We start from the raw sequence: 15142 nt of genomic DNA, 5'->3' as shown, positions 1-15142 counted from the left end.
TATGAGCGGGCGGGACAGGCCTGTCTATCCGGTGCCGCCGAACCGCCCAGAATTAACCCTGCGGCTTAACCCCGGTCGGCACGCGCGGCTGCAAGCCCAGCTCGGCGACCCGGGCGAGGGCATCCTCTCGGCTCGACACCCCCAGCTTCAGGTAGGCCGACCGCAACTGCGCCTTGAGGGTGTTCGTCGAGATGTTCAGCGCCTGGGCGATGTCCGCGTTGCTGCCGCCGGTACGCAGTTGCAGGAGCACGGCCACCTCGCGCTCCGTCAAGGCGCGGCGGGCGAGCCGCTCCGAGAACGGTGACTCGGGCGCCTGCTCGAGCGGCAGCCTCAGCGGCGAGTCGGCGGGGAGGGCGGCGGCGAGCATCCCGCGCACCTCCCCCGGCACGACGATCGCCAAATCGCGCACCAGGGCCGCCTCGCCCGGGTGGCTCAGCGCGCCCAGGTTGCGGGCGGCGGATGCCTCGTCCCCGAGCAGCACGAAGCGCCACGCGAGCAGCAGGTGCCGCACCACGACCGCGCGAGGGTCCACCGACGACACGAGAGCCGCGTCGGCGAGCGCCCGGACCGCCTTCGCGTCGTCCCGCTGCAGGAGCGCGATGTGCGCCCGCAGGGATGCCGCCCACACGCTGCGCTGGCGGGCCACGAGCCGCTCCGCCCCCGCGAAGTCGCCCGTCGCCACTCGCGCGATCGCCTCCGCGAACGCGATCGTGCGGGCACCCTCCTCCGAGAGCCGGTTGCGGCCCAGCTCGAACTCGCGCAACTCGCCGAGCGAGCGCACCGTGCGCTCCGGGGCGCCGTCGAGCACATCCGCGAGGTAGCCGACCGTCAGAATCGGCACCCGGAACTCGAGCGCCTTCCGCGGCTCCCACAGGGCGAGGCGCTCGCGCACGCTCGCCGCGTCGCCGTGCATCAGGTCGCGGGCCATCTCCGCGAAATGCAGGAGCGCGCCGGGATAGTTGTTGATCGAGGCATCCGGCCAGCCGATCTCCTCCACCTGACGACGGATGTCGCCCACCGCAACCCACTCACCGCGGAGCGCCGCCATCGCCGCCTGCAGCGACGCCGACAGCATGCCGCCGCGCGGCGACGAGAACGGTACGCGCTCCAGGACGCGGGATGCCTCGTCCCACGACTCCGCCTGGAAGAACGTCGCCGCGCACAACGCGTACAACTCCGTCAGCTGCTCGCCGAACGCGTCCGCGCCCGCCCGCTCGATCAGCTCGAGCGCGTTCCGGGCGATGCGGGCCGCGTCCTGCGGCTTGCCCGATATGCGCAAGATCACCGACTGCGCCACCGCGAGCGTCGCCCGCTCCGCCGGGTTGCGCTGCGACCGCGAGCGCCCCGCCACGAGCGCCGCGCCGAAGAACTCGCGCGCCACCCAGTGCCGGCCGCGCGCATTCTCCGCGAGGCCCCGCGCCATCGCGAGCAGCGGGTACGAGAACGCCACCCGCAACGGCACCGTCAACGACGCCTCCCCGCCGCCCGAGCGCAGCAGCACCGTGCCGCCGCGCGTGAGCACCTCCGTCGCCAGCGGGTAGTCGCGGGCGAGGAGAGCGTGGTGGAAGGCATCCACGAGCTCGCCGCGTGCGAAACGGCTGCGGGCCACGATGCCGTGCAGCCGCGCCAGGTCTCCGGGGAACTGGGCGGCGAGCGCCGCGCTCAACACATCGCGCACCACCGGGTGGTAGCGGTACGCGTCATCCGTGCCCGTGCGGTAGCGCATCAGCAGGCCGCGGCGCTCGACCTCCTCGATCGTCTGCGCGTGATCGCCGGGGCCCACGAGCGCCTCCGCCTCCGCGAGGGTGAAGCTGCCCGCGAGGGAGGTGCGCAGCAAGAAGTGCTGCTCGTCGGAGTCCAGCTCCGCGACGAACCCCGAGATCAGGTCGGAGGCGAGCTCGCCGGGTGTCGTGGCCGGCAGCTCCGAGTCATCCCGGTCGAGCACGAGCGCGCGCAGCAGCAGCGCGTTGCCGCCCGACGCCGCCAGCAGGCGGTCGACCGAGCCATCCGGGGCGAGCTGCCGCACCTCGTCGTGGGTGAACGCGAGATCGTCGACGCCGACGCGCACCACATCCAGGCGCAGGGTCGTGGATGCCTCCTCCAACCGCCCCACCGGCGTGCGGGTCAGCACCACGAACCGGGCCGGCGTCGCCCGAACGATCTCGACGATGTCATCCGCGACCTCCGCCGGATCGTCGAACTCGTGCGCGTCATCCACCACCACCACGACGTCCCCCAGATCGAGGAACGCGTCGGTCAGCGTGTGCCGGCTGGGCGACTCACTGCCGCCCAGGTACATCGCCGCCCGGTCACCGCCGAGCACGCGCGGCAGCAGGTCGCGCCAGAAGCCGTCGCGAGTGGATGACTCCTGCCCCACCGTCACCCACGCGCCCGCGAGCTCGCGTCCCGTCACCGCCTGGCTCGCCAACACCGTCTTGCCTGACCCGCCCGGCGCGCGCAGCACCGTCAGCGGCGGCAGCGGATCGAGCGCCCCCATGAGCCGCGGCCGGAGCACGGCGTCGGCCGGAATTCGCGGCGCGCTCGAATCGACGCGGCGCGGGTACGGATCTTTCCCCACATCCCCCATTCTGATGAATGTACCCCGATGCACTAGCGTCATGTGCGGGGGGAAATTCAGGATGTCGCGAACTCGCGTCTCAACGCGATGGCTGCTCGTGCTCGGCGCGCTCGCCGCCGTGCAAGCCGTACTCATCATCGCCTTCGGGCCCATCGGAACAGCGCTCGCCCTGGCCGGACCGCCGCTCTACGCGCTCGCCGCCTGGGTGTCCGTGCTCGTGCTGGCGGTCGCCTGCCACTTCGACCTGCGGCCCGGGATGATCACGCTCATGGGTCTCGCGGCCGCGATCATCGCCGTGCCGTTCAGTGTGCTCGGGTTCCTGCTCATCCCGCTCATCACCCTGCAGGCGCTCGCGATGGAACTCGCGGCGTTCGCTGCGCGGCGGCTGCCGACCTGGTCGCGAGCGTTTCTCGTCGCGCTCGCCGGTCAGACGGCGTCGTTCTTCATGTCCCTCGTCGTCATCAGCCCCGAGAACCTCGTACCCCTGATGATCCTGCTCATCGTCGCGGCCCGGCTCGTGGGCGTGGTGGCTCTGGCGATCGCGAGCACCTACGTCGCACGCGGCCTGCGCGCAGCCGGCCTCGAGCGGTCGATCGAGGGGCGGGCGTGAGCGCTGCCCTCCCGAAGCTGGGGTCGATTGGCTCCGGGTCCCCCTAAATGATGACTTTCCCTCGCGGAAAACCTGACCTAGGTTCGGTAACGACGGCAAGCGTGGGGAGCGGGACTTGGGCATGCGACGGTTTGCAATTGCGGCAGCCCTTACAACAGTTTTAGTGGGCGCTGCTGGCGCTGTCCCAGCCGCAGGTGATCCCCCGCCCTTGGTCTCGTCCGTCGCTCTCGCGGTAAGTGACGAGGAACCGGCGCCCACGGCCTACTCTCTCCGTCCATTCGAGCACCCCGTTTCCATGGCCGACGCGCTGGAGATCAACGACTCCTTGAACTTGAAAGCGACGGCTGTGCGATTCGAGAATCCAATTGCCGCAGGCGAATACTCCCTTTCAGACGGCTTAAGTCTCCAAGACTTCGAGGACTGGTTTGGCGGGCTTTACGGCACGGAGGCGCAAGCGGTTGGACTGATCGTCCCCGTTCCTTATGAGCAGCCGACCAGCGACGAAGCGAGCCGAGGGGGAGATCAAGTGCCCGATCTCCTCGTGCCCGCTGAGGCGCCCTCGGTCATACCCACGGATGCCGAGACGTTCACAGCCCCCGCGGCGGTCGGAGGGGAAGTGGAGGACATCTTCGATACCGATCTGCCAGCCACGGAGACCGCCACGTCCCAGGCACTACCTTCCCCCTATTCCGACGAGGGCTCGGGCGCGAGTCCATCATCAGCAAGCTACGTGCCGTCTGGACCGCCGGTGGGGCTGTCTTGGGCACCCAGTTACATGGAACTACGAGTCGAGCGGGTCTCAGGACGACAGTACTTCTACCAGTTCGCCAACTGGCGCGGTGGAACGTCGCCCGCGCTCCTTCCCCAGGATTTTCGCTGCTCAGCCGGAGGCGTCTGCTTCGTTGTCAAGTGGGGCATGGAGTTCCAAATTGACACTTTCAACTACAACTTTTCGAGCAACGTTCGACCGTTTTGCTTACCGGGACAAAACGAGTCGGGCTTCCTGGCAGCTAATGAGTCATTCACGTGGGGAGTATCAACCGGCTCGACAAATGTCGCATCTGCTACGACTGCGTACATCGACAACTGGGAGATCGAGGACGCCTGCCACAAGAATTCCTTCGGAGTGGGCCTGCGCTACCCCCAGAACATTCCCGTAAACAGCAACGGGTTCCGGCAGGTGCTCATCTCGATCAACGCGCCCGTCGGGACACAATCGTCGGGACACATTGTCGGATCGGTAACGCTCAACGACGATATGAGGTGCCAGGCGGACCCTCTCATCCTTCCGACGTACTGCATGGGATATGACCTCCAGGTGCCTCCCGCACCCTGGGAGTCGGCACGGTCCACGCTGGCGGGATGGCGCAACTGGTACGCGTCACCCAACAAGTGCTGGACCTCCGCCTCCTGGGGGATGACGGCCCCTGCTTACGTATTGCCGTACGACTCGGACGGATGTTTCTAGTGCGAACCTCGATCGCTCTAGGAGTCGTCGGATTCGTAGAGGTCGCAGCCATCGTCATCGCTACGATCGGCATCTACCAAGCTGCCGTGCCTGGCGAATTGAGCGGATTTACAGCAGCGCAACGGCTCGGGTACGCAGCACTAGCGTTGGGTGTCCTGCCCGCGGTCGCGCTCGCGGGAATCGTATATCGCTGGATAGACCCCCATCGGCCATGGCGTCGGGCGCTTGTTGCTTTCGGGCTGTCGGCGACGACGACCGCGGTTCTGACCGTCGTGTTGTACTTCGTGGCTTACGCGGTCAACGACTACGGAGCGTTCCTTATCGCGGGGTGGTTAGCGCTTGGGCTAATCGGCGCTGCAATCAATGTGGCCCTTGGGCGTCGAACAACCAAGGTCGAGCGGGGAGATTCCGATGGCGAGGACTAGAACCACCAAAGCAGCATGCGTATCCCTTGGGCTGTTGTTGGCTTGCGTCCCATTGATTTCTTGCACGAGCGGCCCGGTCGTTGAGGCTCCGCACTTCGTCGAGCCCGACATCTCCACCTTCGTCGATGCCGCCCACGAACTGCCTCCCGAGCTTGTTCGAGCTCTAGAGCGGGATCTTGGGATCACAGGCCCGGAGTATCTCGCTGCCGGCGCTGCCCTTTCCCAGGCAAACGAGGTTGTTCAATATCTGGCGACGAAAGGCATTGACCCCAACGATGTCTACCTGGACGGTGTGGTGCTCAAGATCGCGGACCCCAATGCGAACGAAATCGCTAGCGCAGTCGGCGCAGCCATTGGGACGCCTTTTGAGGCGACGCCTCCCGCGCACGCTGCCGTTTCGGCCGGTGGCGCCCTAGACGAGCACCGATCGACGAGTGCCGAAGCCGGCAACTTCATGGCGGGTATGCCTATCGGTGGGGTTATTAACGGCTCCTTCCAAACCGTCTGCACCGCTGGACTCAACGGTCACAACGTCGGCTTCACGAGCTACGAGAACTGGATTCTGACCAGCGGCGATTGCGTCGCGGAGAATCCCGGCCAGTTCTATGTGTCCGATGTGACCGCTGCTGGTTCTTCCGCATCACAAGATGCGCCGCTCGGGGCCTACAAGACCGGAGGTGTATTCAATGAACCGGGTGGTATAGCGCTAATCGGGGTTCCCTTCATCCCCTTGGACCCCAATTGGGTAAACCCGTCGCCCAACGTCGCAACGTGGTCGGGCGGAACCGGCGCGCCTGAAGGCGGCACCCCGGTCCCGGTGAGAGGCACCAAGGCGCCTGTAGTGGGCGCTCCCTTGTGCAAGTCCTCCCCCGTTTCAGGGTGGACGTGTGGCCAGATTCTCGCCGTGGGATTTGGCCAGAATGGCAACGGCTTCACCAACTATCGATCGTTTACTGCATCGGTTTGCACCCTGCCGACGGAAACGGGGGCGCCAGGAATGAGCGCCGAGTTCTTCGTTGGAATCGCGCGCTCTTCCACGTGGGACGTGAATTGTGTGGTGGGCGACCAAAGTGCACCACAGCGCTACACGATGTTTCTTTCCTATGAAGCGGTAGTAGCAGGAGACACAACCATCAGATCCGTCCTCAATGGCCAATGGGAACCTGCCATCAACGTTCCGGATCCGGTGCTGACTAGCGCTGTACCGTTAAGCGGAAAGTGCCAGATATCTGGCACGATTCTGGCCGGAGTGGGCTACAAAGTACAGATCAATGGCTACGTCCACGGCGAGTATAAGAAGTTCACCGCGCCTGCGTCATCCACGGTTGATGGGACTTGGGTGATTACCGCGGATCTGGACCCGGGGTCCAATTATCAGCTGTCCGCCTGGGCGTATACGGAGTCGTTCAGCGCGGTGTCCACGCACTTGGTTCCGACTGCGTGCTGAAAAGGTCGGGTCTTCCAGTTCGGGTGACGACGTGAGCGCCGCCGAAGACCTCGCCGCGAGCATCATCGACTTCGAGGCCGGCGGGTACCCCGTCGGCGAGGTCCGGCATGCGGTGTGCGAGTGCGGGAGCATCCGCTTCGGCCTGCTCTTCGACGACGAGGTCGGCGTCGCCGTCCGCGTGTGCGCCGAGTGCGGCGAGGAGTTCGGGATGCTCGACTCCGACGACCACGCCGACGAGGTCGACTCGGTCGACGAGGCGACGTGCACGTGCGGGGGAACGGAGTTCCTCGTGGCGGTGGGTTTCGCGTTCGCGGGCGACGGCGAGGTGCGCTGGGTCTCCGTGGGGCTCTCGTGCCTGGCCGACGGGGTGACGGGCGTGTACGTCGACTGGAAGATCGACTACGTGCCGACGGGTGGGTTGTCGGAGCGCGTATGAGGTGATTTGCCGCTGAATGCAACTTCGCCTATCGGATGCTCGACTACAGCGGCGCAAGATGTCGGCCGAGTATTTTCTCCCGCCAAGCGGACAATAGGTGCCCACAGTCCTCGGGCGCGTCCTCGGCAAGTTGACCGCCGTCAAGTTCGAAGCCACCATGACCACACCGCAGCGTCCGCGGCCTAACCGAAGCCACCAAGACCTTCAGCAGTCCCAAATGTCGCCACGCCGCCTCGGCGGCGAGCGCTATCTTGCAAGCTGGGAACTCGCCCGCGACTTCGTGCGCTGGCTTTCCGGAAATGGGTCAGCCGCCCTCAGGGCAGAAGAAACGGCAGCCTGAGGAAGACTGACGACGGCGATCAACAAAGCGCTCTCGTAGTCCGCGACCCGACTGTCTGCCTTGTCGTCACCAAGTTGTGCCTACACCGAATGTCCTCGCGCGCGGCGGATCTCGACGTACGCAACGGCTGGCGGCTCAGACGCGTCCTCTGGCTGATTCCACGCCTGTTTGGAGCGCCTCCCGTACAGGCGAAGCGCAGTCTCGAGGGCTATGATTGCCCGCTCCAAGATGACGGCGATCGCGGCGGGCGAGGAGGTCATGAGGACCTGCGCAGATTCGTCTTCCTCGTCAACCACAGCACCGCTTCGCTCAAGGGCGTAGATATACGACCACTGCTTACCGTGACTGAGCCCAGACAGGACTTGCCACCACCCGAGCATCGACATTGCACGATCGATGTTGATCGCGGGATCTGCTTCGACTGCTCGATCGGCCAGCTGGACGAGATCGGTGTATTGGACTCGGTCAAACCGGAAGTCGGTCGCCTCGCCGAGCGACGGTCGCTCGCCAACAAGCAACCGAATTTCCTCCTTCACTCCGTTCAGCTTGTCGCGGGCGTCGGGCGCTTCCCGCTCGCGTTCGTGCACGTAGCGAAGTCGCGCGTCTTCTGCCGCTACCCAGTAGGCGCGACGCAGCCGCTCGTCGCGTTCGACGGGCTCCAGTAGATAGATGGCGAGCGCGCTATTCTCGATCGCCGCTCGAAGAAGCGGGTAGAGCCCGATCATTGGGATGACGTTCTGCTCGAGGATGAGCTGCACAGTCATCAAGGCGTCCAGCGCGGCTCGAAACGCCACGCCGTGAAGTCCGCCGCCCCGCCAAGCTCCTAGGTAGCGATCATCAAGACGCAGGCTCGACCGCTCATCGACGATCGCGCAGTACACGCCTGTGACTTTCCGATTCGCTTCATCGACGCGCGGGAAGAGCGCTCGGCATAGTTGCATTCCCAATTCGTCCGCGTCATCGCCCATAACGCGGTTCCACTCGGTGGGGTCGCGAGGGCTCATGGGGGCAGGCTAGCGAAGCTACTCGGCGTTCGTCACCCTCCAGGGTGTCCGTGCTCCACGGCCGAGCAGCTTGCTCGGTCAGTTCGTGCCCGAATCTTGCTGATGCCGCTAAGCGGTTCCGAGTGGAGCGAACACGACGGGATCCGGGGCAGAGTCCCGCCTGCGCGGCATCGGGAAATCGCCAGATCGATGAGTGATGCGCTCTAAGCCGCGACTACCGGCGGGAACGAACGTACGAGTGCCGTTCGAGCCGGTGTAACCCCAGGGATGCTGCCGAGTTGTTGCCACTTGCCACCGATCGCCCGATAAGCAGAGAAAAATTCCTGATTTACATCGGTTTTTCATCGCGGTGCTGGTGGGACTTGAATCAGGAACTGCCCCCTCACGAACGCAGTGAACTGCCCATTCGAGTAAAAGACCACTTGGCCCAGCGATCATCACGGCGTCGTGACATCACCTCGGTCGTTGCCGAACGGCTCGCACAGTCGGAGCCGAATACTCAGACCGACTAGCTGCGTGCGGCAGACCTAGAGGGCAAGGAGACCAGGGGACAAGTTGGGATAGCCACCTGGGGGCTCAGTTGACTCACCCGGCGTGCCCACGACAGTCGCTCCTGAGAGATCGACGTGGCCCATCGCCACCCGTGTCCAGGAGCGTAGATCGGTGGCTGTCTCGTAGTCCTCGTACGACATGTTGAGCCAGAACGGAGTGATGGTCGCCAGCCCTCTTACTCTCCACATTGCAAGGAGAATGTCACGGGCGTTTTGCTCCAATTCGTTGGTCGCGGCGGAATGGTGGAACGCATCCGGCGGTAATGGTCGCGCTTTCGATGGTCGATCATGAGCAATCGATGTGCAACGTCGTTCCGTAGCTGGTGCATCTCAGTTGCGTACGCGACGGCATCGAGAGCGATTGCGCGGTGGTCCTCCGGGAGCCGATGCTTCGCGATCTTGACTCGAAGCTGCTCGAGCGCGGTCCCGTAGGTTAGTTCCTTTGGGTGCTCGTCTAACTTCGGCTGCGGGTCCTTGAGGGGTAGGCCGGCATCCTGGAGCCGTAGCCGGTAGTACCGGACCTCATTTTCGAGATACACGTCGTTTCGGACCATTTCCCCAATCACGAAAGAGAGTTGGCGGTCGGCGTCATCCATCTCGAAACAATAATCGCGTCTCACTTAGCGACGTTTGCGCCACGTGCCGGTCTCACTGGCCGTCAAAGGAGCCAGTGACGATCGCACCCCGCACGCGTTTGCCGTTCTCTTCCGGCAGCAAGCTCACGAGTTCAAAAATCATCAGGGCCGCGTCTGGATCGCCTGCGCGCTCTCTGAGTGCGAGGTAGAGCGCGAATATCTCCGCGAGCACGACGCCGATGGGGTCCGCGATTCTGTCGAGTCCTGCGACGCCTTGCAGACAGAAGGGCAGCAAGGAACTGTTCATCCACGGACGCGTGAGCAAGCTTCGCCACAACAGTCTGAGGTTTCGGGCGGCCGAGGAGTCATCCCCAGCGATCGCAAGTATCCAGCGGCTCGCGGCGTTGGTCGCCGAGGCGAGCAGCTCGGGGTGCTGGGTGTGCGCCTCGATTTCCTCTATCGCGAACTGCACTCGGTCAGGAACTTGGTCGCCATTGGCAAATCGGATCGCATTCGAAACCCCCGCTCCGTCGTCCAGACCTCTTGCGAGTGCCCAAACAGAGCGATCGAAACGAGAGCCGGTATAGCCCGCTGCGATCAGGGTCGCCTCGGCGACGTCGAGTTCTGCGGGGTCGATTAAACCCTCGTCCCTCATTGCAGCGATGAGTTCGAAAGTGCCGAATGCAGCTCCACCGGCGCCGTCTGCAAGATCTCTGAGTACGCGATCGTCTGACCACAGAGGTATGCCTTCAGCGACGGCGTAGTCGAGAGCTAGAAAGATCGGGGTACGGAATTCCTCACCGCGGAGAGCCGCGATCCCGTTGACGGTCGGGTGACTCACCGAGACGACTGAGCTGAATCCGACCTCCGCTCTAATTGCGACGTCTAGCCGTCTAGCGAGTTCTTCGGGCGACGTCGTCGATACCGAAGGGTCTTCTCCTGGACCGCCCGGGCGAACAGAAAGTCCGTTGTCGTCGCGGAAGCGTTCGAGCGCGTTTTGCGCATCGCGATGTTGCTCTGCAACCGCCCGCGCGCCTGCAAAGTGACCGAACAGGAGATCGCCCACAGGGTCTGGCAGTAGAGCCCTCGTGTGCATCGCGGAAGTGTCGAGAACGACGAAGCCCTCGCGAGCTGCTGTGATGGCGGCTCTCTCCGCGGCGGGGTTTCGAGTGCCACTGTGAATCGGTCCACGGCGCTTGATTATCAGTACTTCGAGGTAGCCCCGCCCGTGCACTTCCCCGCTGAACCCCGCCGGCAGAGAGCCGTTGAAGATCGATTCGTCGATGGCTTCGGTATCTGCGTCGTCTCCTATAGCGGCCTTGAGCGAACCTAGCGGGTCGTTCTCATCGAATTGGATCGCCCAGATACCACCGTCCGGAAAGTCACGGAGGTACTCCTGAAGCAGCGTCGCCGAATCCGAACGTTCAATCTCGTTCACTATGGCGTCCGGTGCGTTGCGTGCTTCGCGACCTCCGCCCGTGAACAGAGCCACCACCAAAGCGCGCCGGATCTCTTCATTGGTCGCCCAATCAGCCGCCACGGTGAGCGCGTCGCCCGGACTCGCGAACTCGTCACCAAAACGACGAAGTAGTTCGACCCAAGCTCCGGCTTGCATTTCACTGGCCGGACGCGGACGACCCCGAGCCCTCCAGGTGTACAAGGCACCACCCGGATCACTCGTGTGCAGTTGGCACACGATGAGGGCCCAGGCAGAGTCGGGGTTGTCGGGGTCTTGAGCGAGAAGTTGCGCTGCCGCGTTCCTCGCGTCGTGCCATTTACCCAAGGCAGAATACGCCTCGACAATTCGCCTGTAGGTATCCCCCGTACCGCCCCAGCCAGGCGGCGCGGCTACCAGAGCGTTGTGCAGGTCCACGATCGCGCCGCCGCGCTCGCCACTGTCGTACTTGTATTTGGCCGACTCGACCCAAAGGTCCGAGTCGTTCCATGCCCGCGCTCCGTCTTCGGCCAGTTTCGCGCCGTTCGAGTCGTCGCTGTTTTCTTGGTAGTACCGAAGGAGGAACAGGGTGCCGCGGAAGCTAGAGGCGGCGAAACCACGGAATCGCTCGACGGCGCCGTCTTCACCAGCGAACAGAGAAGCGATCAATCGCAGCTCGGTCACAATCTCAGGATTTGAAGCCTCAGCCTCGTCGAGGAAATCGGCGACTCGACCCTTGAAGGCGAGCTGAAGGGCAATGTCGGCTTTTTCTCCCCAGTCGTCGGTCGACTCCATCGCGCGCTCCCAAGCTTCGACCGGATCTGTCGAGCCTCGCTCGGCAATTTCCGCATCAATCTTGTCGCCTGCCACCCCGAGGGTTGCCCGCATTTCACGTGCCTTCGCCACGTCTCCACGAAACGCGTGAAGGAGCGCGAGCTCATTAACAACGACTGGGTCAGCGATCTCCGCTGGGGTGGCCGACCCGACCGGTGGCGGTGAGCCGAACTGGAGGGCGCCGCGGACATCGCTGAGCATCCTCATGAGTCGAAGGATCAGCGCCAGGGCTTCCCCGCTGGGAAGTCCCCATTTGAGGCAGTCGGCACGTGCGCGACGGGCATAGACGAGCCCATCGGAGATGTCATATCGATGCAACTGAGAGTTGCCGACCATCGATCGCGTCATCATCCCTCGCGCCGCCAGCAGCGCGGCGCTGGTCGATTGATGTTCGTTGACTGCCTCGAGAGCAGTCGCAATGGCCTCATCAACCATCAGGTCCGCCAGGAAGAGTTCTCCGAGAAGCAGCAGTCGAAGTAGGTGCTCACCCGGGTGATCCGGCGTCCAATCGAGCAGAGCGGCACGTGCTGCTTCGCGGCCGTCTTCGGCGATTTGAGCTTCGGCAAGCGGATACCCACGAAAGCCCGACAGGAACTGCGCTGCAGCAGTTCGGTCGTCGACTCCGCGCAGGGGCATCAGTCGTACCATCCAGTACCCCGCCGGTGCAAGACCGGAGGCCAGCCCTCGCTCGATGAATCCTGCGCTGACGTCTCGAAGGTCGTGATCTCCGGCCACGTTCGCCAAGACCCCGAAGACGTCCGCCGGTGCGTCGGTGAGGATTGCTGGAGGATACTTCGACCAGTAGGTCAACTGAGTCTTCGCGTCGCCACTAAGAAGCCCGAGCAAAGTAGGCGTTCTGTCCCAGACGAGCCGAAGTTCTCTGAACTCTCGAGCTCGGAGCGGATGCATATGTTCCAGCCTGCTGTCGAACAATGCCCTATCGTCCGCTGCTGTCGACAGGCGTTCCCCGAGAAGCTCTGTGCGGGCCTCGTCGAGCTGGTCTTTGTGACGCAGGGCCTCGCTCCCGCCCGGCAGCATGGTCAGATAAGCGCGGGACAACGCAGTGCGCAGAACCGCGACGTCCCGCACGTCGCCACTACGAGAGCGAAGCGCTGCCGCCAACTCGAGGTCAACATCACGTCTTGTCGGTTCGTCACGGGCGTAATACCTGTCCCGAAAGGCTGGCGATGAGATTGCGATTCGGAGAAGCTTGCGGTGAATCGGCACGCCGAGCTGCTTCGCCGACTTCGCAACCCGAAGGGAGATCCGGGTTTCCAAGGTTGCCCAACCAAACAACCTCGCAGCGAGTCCTAACAGCGCAATTGCAATATCGACCATGGCAAATCCTTCGGGTCAGAATCGGACACAACCTATCGCCACCGTGCGACTGCGGACCGTGGCTCTGCTGGACCGGACATCGCCCAATCGTTTTGCCTTCACGCCGGCAGCCCGCTACAAGTCACCCTCGTCCCGGCGTTGATCGCGGTGCTCCTCATCGCAGGGCTAGAACAGCAATATCACTATGGCGCTGCCGAGTTGTTGCCAGTTGCCACAGATCCTTCGTCGAGCGCAGAAAAATCCCTGATCAACACGGGCTTTTCAGAGCGGTGCCGGTGGGATTTGAACCCACCGGCACTTCGCGGAAGCTTCTCGTGCCGCACGGGGGCCCAACCGGTGCCGCCGGCACATCGCGCGGCACCACGGAAGTTGCAGGCCACCCGAAAGCGCGCGATGCGCCGGTCGGGGCCCCGGGCGCTCAAGAGACGCCACCCACGCCCCTAACGAAAAGCACCCCAGCTCCAGGAGGAGCCGGGGTGCTTTTTCGTTATGTGCGCGAGGGGGGACTTGACGCCCAACCGGTGCCGCCGCCACATCGCGGCACTACGAAGTGCCCGAGCCACCCAAAAGCGCGCTGCGCCGGACTGCGCCGGTCGGGGCCCCGAGCGCTCAAGAGACGCCACCCACGCAAGGAAGAAAGAACGGCCCGGCTCCAAGAGGAGCCGGGCCGTTCTTTTCTTTCGTGCGCGAGGGGGGACTTGAACCCCCATGCCCTCACGGGCACACGGACCTGAACCGTGCGCGTCTGCCAATTTCGCCACTCGCGCGGACGCAACTGCCGACTTTACCACAGGGCGACTCACAGGCCGGGACGAGCACCAGCGGCTAACATTCAACAAACAGGACCGGCGACCATGGGGAGAGCCTTGGGACTTCTGGACAGCTTCGAGAAGGGTCTCGAGCGTGCCGTCAACGGCGCGTTCGCGAAGACCTTCAAGAGCGGTCTGCAGCCCGTCGAGATCACCGCAGCGCTGCGGCGAGAGCTCGACACCCGGGCCGCGGTCGTCTCGCGCGACCGCATCCTCGTGCCCAACAAATTCGTCGTCGGCCTCAGCTCCGTCGACTACGACCGGATGCACGGCCTCGGCCCCGCCCTCATAGATGAGCTCGTCGACCTCGTGCAGCGGCACGCCACGGCCCAGCGCTACTCGTTCGCCGGCGGCATCTCCGTCTCCCTCGCACCCGACCCGCGCCTCAGCCAAGGCATGATCGACGTGCGCAGCGAGAACGTGAAGGGTGCCGTGAGCTGGACCCCCGTGCTCGAGATCGACGGCGTGAGGCATCCCCTCACCCACTCCCGCACGATCATCGGCCGCGGCAGCGACGCCACCATCACCGTCGACGACACCGGCATCTCCCGCAAGCACGTCGAGATCCTGTGGGACGGCACCCGCGCCGAAGTGCACGACCTCGGCTCCACGAACGGCTCCCGCCTCAACGGCAACCCGGTCTCACGCGCGCCACTCCCGCCCGACTCCGTCATCGACATCGGTCGAACCCGTATCGTGTTCCGGGTGCTCGCCCAGTCCGCCGCAAGCTCTGACGACCGTCGCGTCAGCGACGACACCACCTGGATGGGCGGGCTCTAGGTGAGCGAGCTCACGCTCCTCCTCCTCCGCATCGCCTTCCTGGCGGTGCTGTGGGCGTTCGTGTTCGCGATCGTCTACGCCCTGCGCTCCGACCTCTTCGGACAGAAAGTGCGCCGGATGCCCGCCCCCGCCGCCACCCCGCAGGCCGCAGCACCGGCAGCCGCCCCGCGCTCCGCCGCCCCCGCACCCCGCCCCGCGGCCACCCCCCAGGGACCGGTCTTCGCCACGCGCCTCGTCATCACGTCCGGCGCGAAGGAGGGCCTCGAGATCGACCTGCCCGACGAGCAGCTCACCATCGGGCGTTCGAGCGACTCCGGCCTGGTCATCCGCGACGACTACACGTCCACGCACCACGCCCGCCTCCTCAAGTGGCCGGACGGCTGGGTCGTGCAAGACCTCGACTCCACGAACGGCACGTTCCTCGACGGCAACCGCGTGATCATGCCCACGGTCATCCCGCTGAACACCCCGGTGCGGATCGGCACGACGAGCTTCGAGCTGCGACGGTAGGC

Annotated in this window: 10 protein-coding genes and 1 tRNA gene; 7 read left to right on the top strand and 4 right to left on the bottom strand. The window is 64.6% G+C overall.

The genetic code is table 11. The annotated features are described in order from the left end of the window. Window positions 1-52: 52 nt before the first annotated feature. Window positions 53-2578: a helix-turn-helix transcriptional regulator gene (locus Q5716_RS14895; protein WP_305003944.1), complete on the bottom strand. Its 2526-nt coding sequence runs from the start codon at window positions 2576-2578 to the stop codon at window positions 53-55. Between the two features lie 61 nt (window positions 2579-2639). Between Q5716_RS14895 and Q5716_RS14890 the strand changes: the two genes are divergently transcribed. The 5 genes from Q5716_RS14890 to Q5716_RS14870 all read left to right on the top strand — a co-directional run bounded on the left by Q5716_RS14890 (window position 2640) and on the right by Q5716_RS14870 (window position 6964). Then, window positions 2640-3188 (top strand): hypothetical protein, encoded by a 549-nt coding sequence (locus Q5716_RS14890; RefSeq protein WP_305003943.1) that lies wholly within the window; start codon window positions 2640-2642, stop codon window positions 3186-3188. Between the two features lie 295 nt (window positions 3189-3483). After that, window positions 3484-4656, top strand: coding sequence for a hypothetical protein (locus tag Q5716_RS14885; protein WP_305003942.1), 1173 nt, complete (start codon window positions 3484-3486; stop codon window positions 4654-4656). Further along, the gene (locus Q5716_RS14880) at window positions 4656-5081 is read left to right on the top strand and encodes a hypothetical protein (RefSeq protein WP_305003941.1); all 426 of its coding nucleotides are present in this window, start codon (window positions 4656-4658) and stop codon (window positions 5079-5081) included. The genes Q5716_RS14885 and Q5716_RS14880 overlap by 1 nt, the downstream gene beginning before the upstream one ends. Then, window positions 5068-6528 carry a chymotrypsin family serine protease gene (locus tag Q5716_RS14875; RefSeq protein WP_305003940.1) on the top strand — a complete coding sequence of 487 codons (1461 nt, stop codon included), beginning with the start codon at window positions 5068-5070 and terminating at the stop codon, window positions 6526-6528. The genes Q5716_RS14880 and Q5716_RS14875 overlap by 14 nt, the downstream gene beginning before the upstream one ends. A gap of 31 nt (window positions 6529-6559) precedes the next feature. Then, window positions 6560-6964 carry a hypothetical protein gene (locus Q5716_RS14870; RefSeq protein WP_305003939.1) on the top strand — a complete coding sequence of 135 codons (405 nt, stop codon included), beginning with the start codon at window positions 6560-6562 and terminating at the stop codon, window positions 6962-6964. A gap of 420 nt (window positions 6965-7384) precedes the next feature. On the opposite strand, the gene Q5716_RS14865 is transcribed toward Q5716_RS14870, so the two are convergent. The 3 genes from Q5716_RS14865 to Q5716_RS14855 form a co-directional block, all read right to left on the bottom strand. Beyond that, window positions 7385-8308 carry a hypothetical protein gene (locus Q5716_RS14865; protein ID WP_305003938.1) on the bottom strand — a complete coding sequence of 308 codons (924 nt, stop codon included), beginning with the start codon at window positions 8306-8308 and terminating at the stop codon, window positions 7385-7387. 1199 nt (window positions 8309-9507) lie between these two features. Continuing rightward, a complete protein-coding gene (locus Q5716_RS14860; protein WP_305003937.1) occupies window positions 9508-13041 on the bottom strand; it encodes a hypothetical protein in 3534 nt (1177 codons plus the stop codon). Window positions 13042-13724: 683 nt separating this feature from the next. Further along, a tRNA-Leu gene (locus tag Q5716_RS14855) sits at window positions 13725-13808 on the bottom strand. Between the two features lie 99 nt (window positions 13809-13907). On the opposite strand from Q5716_RS14855, the gene Q5716_RS14850 reads away from it, so the two are divergent. Both Q5716_RS14850 and Q5716_RS14845 read left to right on the top strand, forming a co-directional pair. Then, window positions 13908-14630: an FHA domain-containing protein gene (locus Q5716_RS14850; RefSeq protein WP_305004014.1), complete on the top strand. Its 723-nt coding sequence runs from the start codon at window positions 13908-13910 to the stop codon at window positions 14628-14630. Continuing rightward, on the top strand, window positions 14631-15140 hold the full coding sequence (locus Q5716_RS14845) for an FHA domain-containing protein FhaB/FipA (protein WP_305003936.1): 510 nt from the start codon (window positions 14631-14633) through the stop codon (window positions 15138-15140). The last annotated feature ends 2 nt before the right edge of the window (window positions 15141-15142 follow it).

This window comes from Antiquaquibacter soli (assembly GCF_030580675.1).
In the GTDB taxonomy this organism is placed as follows: Bacteria; Actinomycetota; Actinomycetes; order Actinomycetales; family Microbacteriaceae; genus Rhodoglobus; species Rhodoglobus soli.
The sequence above is the reverse complement of the archived record's forward strand: the minus strand, read 5'-3'. Positions and strand labels throughout refer to the sequence as shown.

Coding starts and splice junctions, on each gene's coding strand:
- Q5716_RS14875 (WP_305003940.1), top strand. CDS start 5,068: ATGGCGAGGACTAGAACCACCAAAGCAGCATGCGTATCCCTTGGGCTG.
- Q5716_RS14860 (WP_305003937.1), bottom strand. CDS start 13,041: ATGGTCGATATTGCAATTGCGCTGTTAGGACTCGCTGCGAGGTTGTTT.
- Q5716_RS14885 (WP_305003942.1), top strand. CDS start 3,484: ATGGCCGACGCGCTGGAGATCAACGACTCCTTGAACTTGAAAGCGACG.
- Q5716_RS14865 (WP_305003938.1), bottom strand. CDS start 8,308: ATGAGCCCTCGCGACCCCACCGAGTGGAACCGCGTTATGGGCGATGAC.
- Q5716_RS14890 (WP_305003943.1), top strand. CDS start 2,640: ATGTCGCGAACTCGCGTCTCAACGCGATGGCTGCTCGTGCTCGGCGCG.